Origin of the sequence: Methyloceanibacter sp. (genome assembly GCF_050728395.1) — a bacterium.
GTDB lineage: Bacteria > Pseudomonadota > Alphaproteobacteria > Rhizobiales > Methyloligellaceae > Methyloceanibacter.
Window position 1 is genome coordinate 1 of record NZ_JBOHJB010000131.1, and the last position, 6,186, is coordinate 6,186.

At 62.1% G+C, this 6,186-nt stretch carries 6 protein-coding genes; 1 reads left to right on the forward strand and 5 read right to left on the reverse strand.

Translation table 11 applies throughout. The features are described from left to right. From ACREC7_RS15270 to ACREC7_RS15290, 5 genes are all read right to left on the reverse strand, one after another. A partial coding sequence (locus ACREC7_RS15270; RefSeq protein ID WP_431556555.1) for an efflux RND transporter permease subunit occupies nt 1–117 on the reverse strand: 117 nt, incomplete at its 3' end. 28 nt (nt 118–145) lie between these two features. Next, nucleotides 146–1,474, reverse strand: coding sequence for an efflux RND transporter periplasmic adaptor subunit (locus ACREC7_RS15275; RefSeq protein WP_431556550.1), 1,329 nt, complete (start codon nt 1,472–1,474; stop codon nt 146–148). A 209-nt stretch (nt 1,475–1,683) separates the two neighbouring features. Further along, nucleotides 1,684–2,391, reverse strand: a complete 708-nt coding sequence (locus ACREC7_RS15280; protein ID WP_431556551.1) for a YoaK family protein — start codon at nt 2,389–2,391, stop codon at nt 1,684–1,686. After that, entirely contained in the window at nt 2,388–2,906 is a 519-nt protein-coding gene (locus ACREC7_RS15285; RefSeq protein ID WP_431556552.1) for a cupin domain-containing protein, read from the reverse strand. The genes ACREC7_RS15280 and ACREC7_RS15285 overlap by 4 nt, the downstream gene beginning before the upstream one ends. Nucleotides 2,907–3,014: 108 nt before the next feature. Then, the gene (locus ACREC7_RS15290; RefSeq protein ID WP_431556553.1) at nt 3,015–3,998 is read right to left on the reverse strand and encodes a SphA family protein; all 984 of its coding nucleotides are present in this window, start codon (nt 3,996–3,998) and stop codon (nt 3,015–3,017) included. Nucleotides 3,999–4,477: 479 nt separating this feature from the next. Here ACREC7_RS15290 and ACREC7_RS15295 point away from each other — a divergent pair, with 479 nt between their 5' ends. After that, nucleotides 4,478–6,142, forward strand: a complete 1,665-nt coding sequence (locus tag ACREC7_RS15295; RefSeq protein ID WP_431556554.1) for an arylsulfatase — start codon at nt 4,478–4,480, stop codon at nt 6,140–6,142. The last annotated feature ends 44 nt before the right edge of the window (nt 6,143–6,186 follow it).

Sequence of the window (6,186 nt, forward strand, 5' to 3'; positions counted from 1 at the left end):
ATCCGGATATTGCGCCACCGGCAGGGAGAAATAGGCGACGCCGCCGACAAGTGTGATGATGATGGAAATGACCGCGGCGAAGATCGGCCGGTCGATGAAGAAATGCGAGATGTTCATGCGGCAGTAGCCCCGGGCGCGCTGACGGTCATGGTTGCTTCGGTACCGCGGCGCCTTCGGTCGTGCCCTGTTGAGGCGTGACCTTCTGCCCCGGACGCGCGCGCAACAGCCCGACCACGATGACGTCGTCGTCCTTGGCGATCCCGCTCCTGACGATGCGCAAATTGCCATCGACCACCGGACCGAGCTCGACCGCCTTCGGCACCACGGTACCGTCAGGTGTCACGGTAAACAGGAGCTTGGTGGATTGGTCGGTCACCACCGCCGCGTCCGGCACCAGCATGACCGGATGGAGTTGCGACATCGGCACCCGAACGCGGCCGAATTGCCCAGGCGTGATGAAGTATTCGGGATTGGGGAAAGCCGCACGCACACGGATGGTGCCGGTGGACGTGTCATACGTATTGTCGACGAAATCGATGATGCCCTTCAGCGGCCAGTCGGTCTCGTCCATGAGCTGGGCCTGCACCTCGACCTTCCGTTCGCGAGCGGAGGGGATCTCACCCTTGGCGACGAGGCGCTTGTAGGTCATGCCGTCGGCCTCGCTCACATTGAAGAAGAAATGGATGGGATCGAGCGAGACGATAGTGGTGAGGAGCGTCGGAGTGCCGGTAATGCCGCCGATCACCAAATTGCCGACGCTGAGCTCATGGCGGCTGGCGCGGCCGGCGATCGGCGCCGTCACGCGCGTATAGTCGAGATTGAGCTGCGCCTGGTCGAGCGCCGCGATGGAGGCATCCCGGGTGGCCGTCGCCGTGTTCACCTGGGCCACGCGCTCGTCATAGGTTTCTTCCGTGGCGTAGCTCTTCTTTCTCAGCTCCGCGGTGCGGCTGAGCTGGGCCTTGGCAAGGTCGAGATTGGCATTGGTCTGGGCGAGATCGGCCTTGGCCGATTCGAGCGCGAGCTCGAACGGCTTCGGCTCGATGACAAAGAGAAGATCGCCTTTCTTCACGATCTGACCGTCGATGAAGCTGATCGATTCGAGATAGCCGCTGACGCGGGCGCGTACGTCGACGAAGTCGACCGCCTCGAATTGGCCGGTGAAGTCCTTCCATTCGATCATCTCTCTCACGATCGGCTTAGCGACCGTCACCGCGGGAGGCGCGGCCGCCGCGGGGGCGGTCTGCGTCGACCGAAAGAAGCCCCACTGCTCCCAGACGCCCCAATAGCGATAAAGGAGCACGGCAAGCGCGGCGGCGAGGAGCAGGAATATGACGCGGCCGACCCCCTTGCGCGGGCGTGGCGGGGGCGCGGACTCACGCACCTCAGGCGCAGGTTGCTTCTTCGCCTCAGGCGGCAAAGTGGTGGTGGTTCCGTCGCCGCCGCCCTCGCGGCTCTCGTTTCTCTGCGCGTTCATGCTCGCATCTTACGTCAAGGGGGTGGGGCGCGTCCCGTCCGGCGGTCCCTGAAAAACAAGCCGGAGCTTAACCGGGGAAAGCGCGAACGCAAAACAACAAGGATTGAACGCGTCTAGAGCGAAATCGCTTCCGAGGGAATCGCGATTTCGTGCCTCAAATCGTCATCTTTTGACGCATGTCGTTGTCCGGAGACCTGCGCCTTTCGCGATCATGCTCTGACGGGACGCCCGAGTATGGCGAGGACCGACAGAATGAGGATGGGCAACAGCAGGCTCCAGGCGGCAAAATTGGGGGTCGCAGCGCCGGCGAGCAAGGCTCCGATAACGAAGGCGGTCCAGATCCCGGCCAGCAAGCCGGCTCGGCGCAGATGCGTATCGCGCGGGCCGTTGGCGTCAAGCAGAGGCGCGCCCTTGACCGCAAGCGCCAGGTGCTGGGCAAGGTTGTTCAAGGTGCCGGTCACATAGCCAAGGCTTACCTGTTGCTCCCCGACGCGGGTCACCGTGGTGTTCATGATGCCCATGGCAAGGCTCAGCACGATGATGCCGAACCAGCCAGGAAGCGGCCCGGGGGCGACAGCGCCGAGCCCCAGCGCAAGCAGGCCTGCGGCCAGCGCAAAAAGCCAGCGCGAGCGCCGCGCGAGGCCGGAATGCCAGATCAGGGTTCCGGCGAAGACGCCGGCGACGAACAGCGGAATCGGCAACAGATTGTATCCGGCCGCGGCGAATCCCCCCTGCCCGGCGTGCAAGCCGGTCTGGGTGGTGTTGCCGCTCATGAACGAGCCGTAGACCTGGTAGTTGAGGAAGGTGTGGGCGTCGACATAGCCGGCGATGAGGGCGAGGACAGCGGCGAGCGCGCCTTGCGCCGTCAATGACGTGGCGGCTCCAGGTGCCTGCGCGGCGTCCACCGTCCCGCTCACGTCTCCTCCGGCATCACCACCTCGCCGTTCGGCATTTTGGCGAAGACGTTCACAGGCACGCCGAAATTGGTCGCAAGCAGGAGGTCGGGGGTGGAGGCGCCGGAGCCGATCCCTTGAATCGAATGGCCATGACCGCGCGGGAAATACCAGACGTCGCCGGGACCGAAATCGACGATCTCAGCCTGCCCTTGCGGATCGATGGTGGTGACGCGGCAGTTTCCGTCGATCACATAGGCCCATTCGGCGGCATTAGCGTGCCAATGCAGCTCGCGCAAACCGCCGGGATCGAGCGTCATGTAGACCCCGGCAAGCTTGTCGGAGACCGGGAACTCGGCGACCGTTACCTCCTTGGCAGTGCCGCCGTTGCAGATCTTGGGCTTGGCGTCGTTGAAGGAAGAGCGCAGAGAGGGAAGCTCGCTGTCCGCGAGCGGCGGGGGCGCTGGCCCGAACGGCGGCTGCGGCGTCTCGAGGAAGGGACTCGCGCTTCCACCCATGACGTTTCGTGAGCTTGGCATGGCATTCTCTTCGGCTTGGTCGAGCGTCGACCTTATGCGCCCCGACTATGCCAGCAAGGTCGTTGATCGAGGGTTAGCGCCGGCAGGAAATATTGAGAGGTTCCGTCTTCAGAATTTGAAGCTCGCCGCTGCGTCCACGACGTTGCCTTCGAAGGTGTTCTCGGCGTCGAACTCGGTATACCACTTGGCGAGCAGGGTGAGCCCGCCCATCGAATAGGTGACGATCGGCCCCGCGCCATAGACCTTCGACTCGAACGCGCCGAGCCTCGCGCCCGCGCCGGAATCCGGCGTGGTCTGGATCATGGCGTAGGCCACGGCGCCGACGCCGAGCGCGCCGAAGTTCTTGGTGATGGCGCCGTCCAGATTCAAAATATCGCCGGTCTCATAGTTGGTGGCGGGATTCTCCCAATTCACTGAATAGACAGCGGCGCCGTTCACCTGCCACCCCGTCTTCGGATTGAAATAGGTAGCGGCGAGCCTCGGCATGACCGCCCAATGGTTGAGGCTGGTATTGGCAAGATTGTTCTTGCTGTACAAGCCGGTCGGGGCGAAGCCGAACATGGCGAAGTTCCAGTGGAAGTTGCCTTCGTTCCAGCCGAGGATCAGCGGAGCGAAGGCGCTGTCGCCGGGCGCAAGCTCGTGGTCGATGGCCGTGACCGTGAAGGACGGTATGTGGAAGCGTCTGAGACCTCGCGGTCCGGTAAGGGTCACGCCTGGAAGCGTCGCGGCGATATCGATATTCATCTGAACGATGCTTGGCGCCACGGCGACGGCGTAGGTCCCTCCCAGGATCTTCCACGGCGTCACATAGGTGAGCGCTAGGATGTCAGCGAGATATCTCTGTTCGACACCGATCTGAATATTGCCGTCGAACACGGTGGCGCCGACCTCGCCTTCATAGTGATATGCGTCGTTGCGCACATAGAGGCCAGGCTGTGGCGGCAGAATGCCACCGAAGATATCGGTGTAGCCCTTCACCCAGGGGCCGGTGCCATATTCGGCGGCCTGCGCAGTGCCGGTACCCATCGCCAGGAGCGCTATCGCAAAAATCTGTGCGATGGCGTCGACCGCCCGAAGACGATCGGCCGTCAAGATTCTCCCGAGCGGTGAGGCGGTCCCCCGTAGCATCGCGACCCCCGACAGAATGCGATCGGACGGTTTTGGTAGACCAAAGCGTATTTTGCAGGCAATCGCTTGGCTACCTGAGAAGTTCCGTCGCCAGCGAGAATGCGAGCACGCGGTGCCGATCTGCCACAAGACCCCGGCCGGCTGCGAAGGACCGCATTCCCAACGATTTTCGACAAATACGAGAGGTTGCGTCGTTCACGCGTCAAGCTTTGCGCGCAATTCGCATCCATCATGCCGGCTCCTGTGAGCGGCCAGGACGTTCCCGCATGGTGTCGGCGAATCACCAGGGTTTTGCTTGGCGGGAAGTTGCCCAACTTCATCAAGCCGGAGCCTCACAGTTCCGCGCAAGCGCATTTAATCCTCAAACTTGTGTTCGATTTCATGGCGGGATGTCGGCAACACTCGCCTGGATTGGCCCAATCGTAGCGTCGGGAGGAGATGGCATGAAAAAGGATGGGAGAGAAGCTCGAGGTGTGGAACAGGCACGGCAGTGGCGCCGAGGCCGACTGCTCGGTGCCGTCGCCGCGCTCTGCATCATCGGTGCGGCGCAGGCAGTGGCGGCTGAGCCGACGCAATCGGAATCGACGTCCGCAAAGCCCAACATCGTCATCATCTGGGGTGACGACATCGGTCAATCCGATATCAGCGCCTACTCGCACGGGTTGATGGGCTTCAAGACACCCAACATCGACCGTGTCGCCAAAGAAGGCGTGATGTTCACCGACTATTACGCTGAGCAGAGCTGCACCGCCGGTCGGGCTTCGTTCATCACCGGCCAGTCCGGCTTGCGCACCGGCATGACCAAGGTCGGCCTGCCGGGCTCCCCGCTCGGATTGCAAAAGGAAGATCCAACTATCGCGGAGCTGCTCAAGCCGCGTGGCTACGCGACCGGCCAATTCGGCAAGAACCATCTTGGCGACCGCAACGAGTTCCTGCCCACCGTGCACGGCTTCGACGAATTCTACGGCAACCTCTACCATTTGAACGCGGAGGAAGAGCCGGAACTGCCGGACTATCCGAAAGACCCGGCGTTCCGCGCCAAGTACGGACCGCGAGGCGTGTTGGACTGCAAGGCCTCGGACAAAGATGATCCAACAGTCGATCCGCGCTTCGGCAAAGTCGGCAAGCAGGTTTGCAAGGACACCGGCCCGCTGACCAAGGAGCGGATGGTGACGATCGACGACGATATCGCCAATCGCGCCGTGGACTTCATCCAGCGACAGAACAAGGCGGGCAAGCCAGCCTTCGTCTGGGTCAACTTCACCCACATGCACTTCCGCACCCACACCAAGCCGGAGAGTGTCGGCCAGTCGGGACGTTGGCAGAGCCCGTACCACGACACCATGATCGACCATGACAAGAATGTCGGAACGGTCCTCAAGGCATTGGACGATCTCGGCATCGCCGACAACACCTTCGTGATGTACTCGACCGACAATGGTCCGCACATGAATTCTTGGCCGGATGCCGCGATGACGCCCTTCCGCAACGAGAAGAACTCGAACTGGGAAGGCGCCTACCGGGTACCGGCGATGTTTCGCTGGCCGGGCAAGATCGAGCCGGACCAAGTGTCCAATGAGATCGTCTCCCATCTCGACATGCTGCCGACGATCCTCGCCATTGCCGGCGACACCGAGGTCAAGGACAAGTTGCTCAAGGGCGATACGGTGGGCGACATGACCTACAAGGTCCATCTCGACGGCGACAACCTCGTGCCGTATCTCACTGGGCAGGCTGAGAAGAGCCCGAGGGAGTCGTTCTTCTACGTCAACGACGACCAGCAATTGACCGGTTTGCGCTACGACAACTGGAAGATCGTGTTCATGGAGCAGCGCGCGCCCGGAACTCTGCTCGTTTGGGCCAACCCCTTTACCAATTTGCGGGTCCCGAAGATCTTCAACCTCAGGACGGACCCCTATGAGCGGGCGGACATTACCTCCAATACCTATTACGACTGGATACTGGATCACGTGTTCCTGCTGGTCCCCGCGCAGGACTATGTGGGCGAATTCCTGGCGACGTTGAAGGATTATCCGCCTCGTCAGAAGGCGGCAAGCTTCAACCTCGATGAGGTCATGCGGACGATGACAGAGTCGGGAGCTAAATAGGGGCTGTAGGCTCCGACCAACCAATTGCGGCCGGCCGTGTCTTT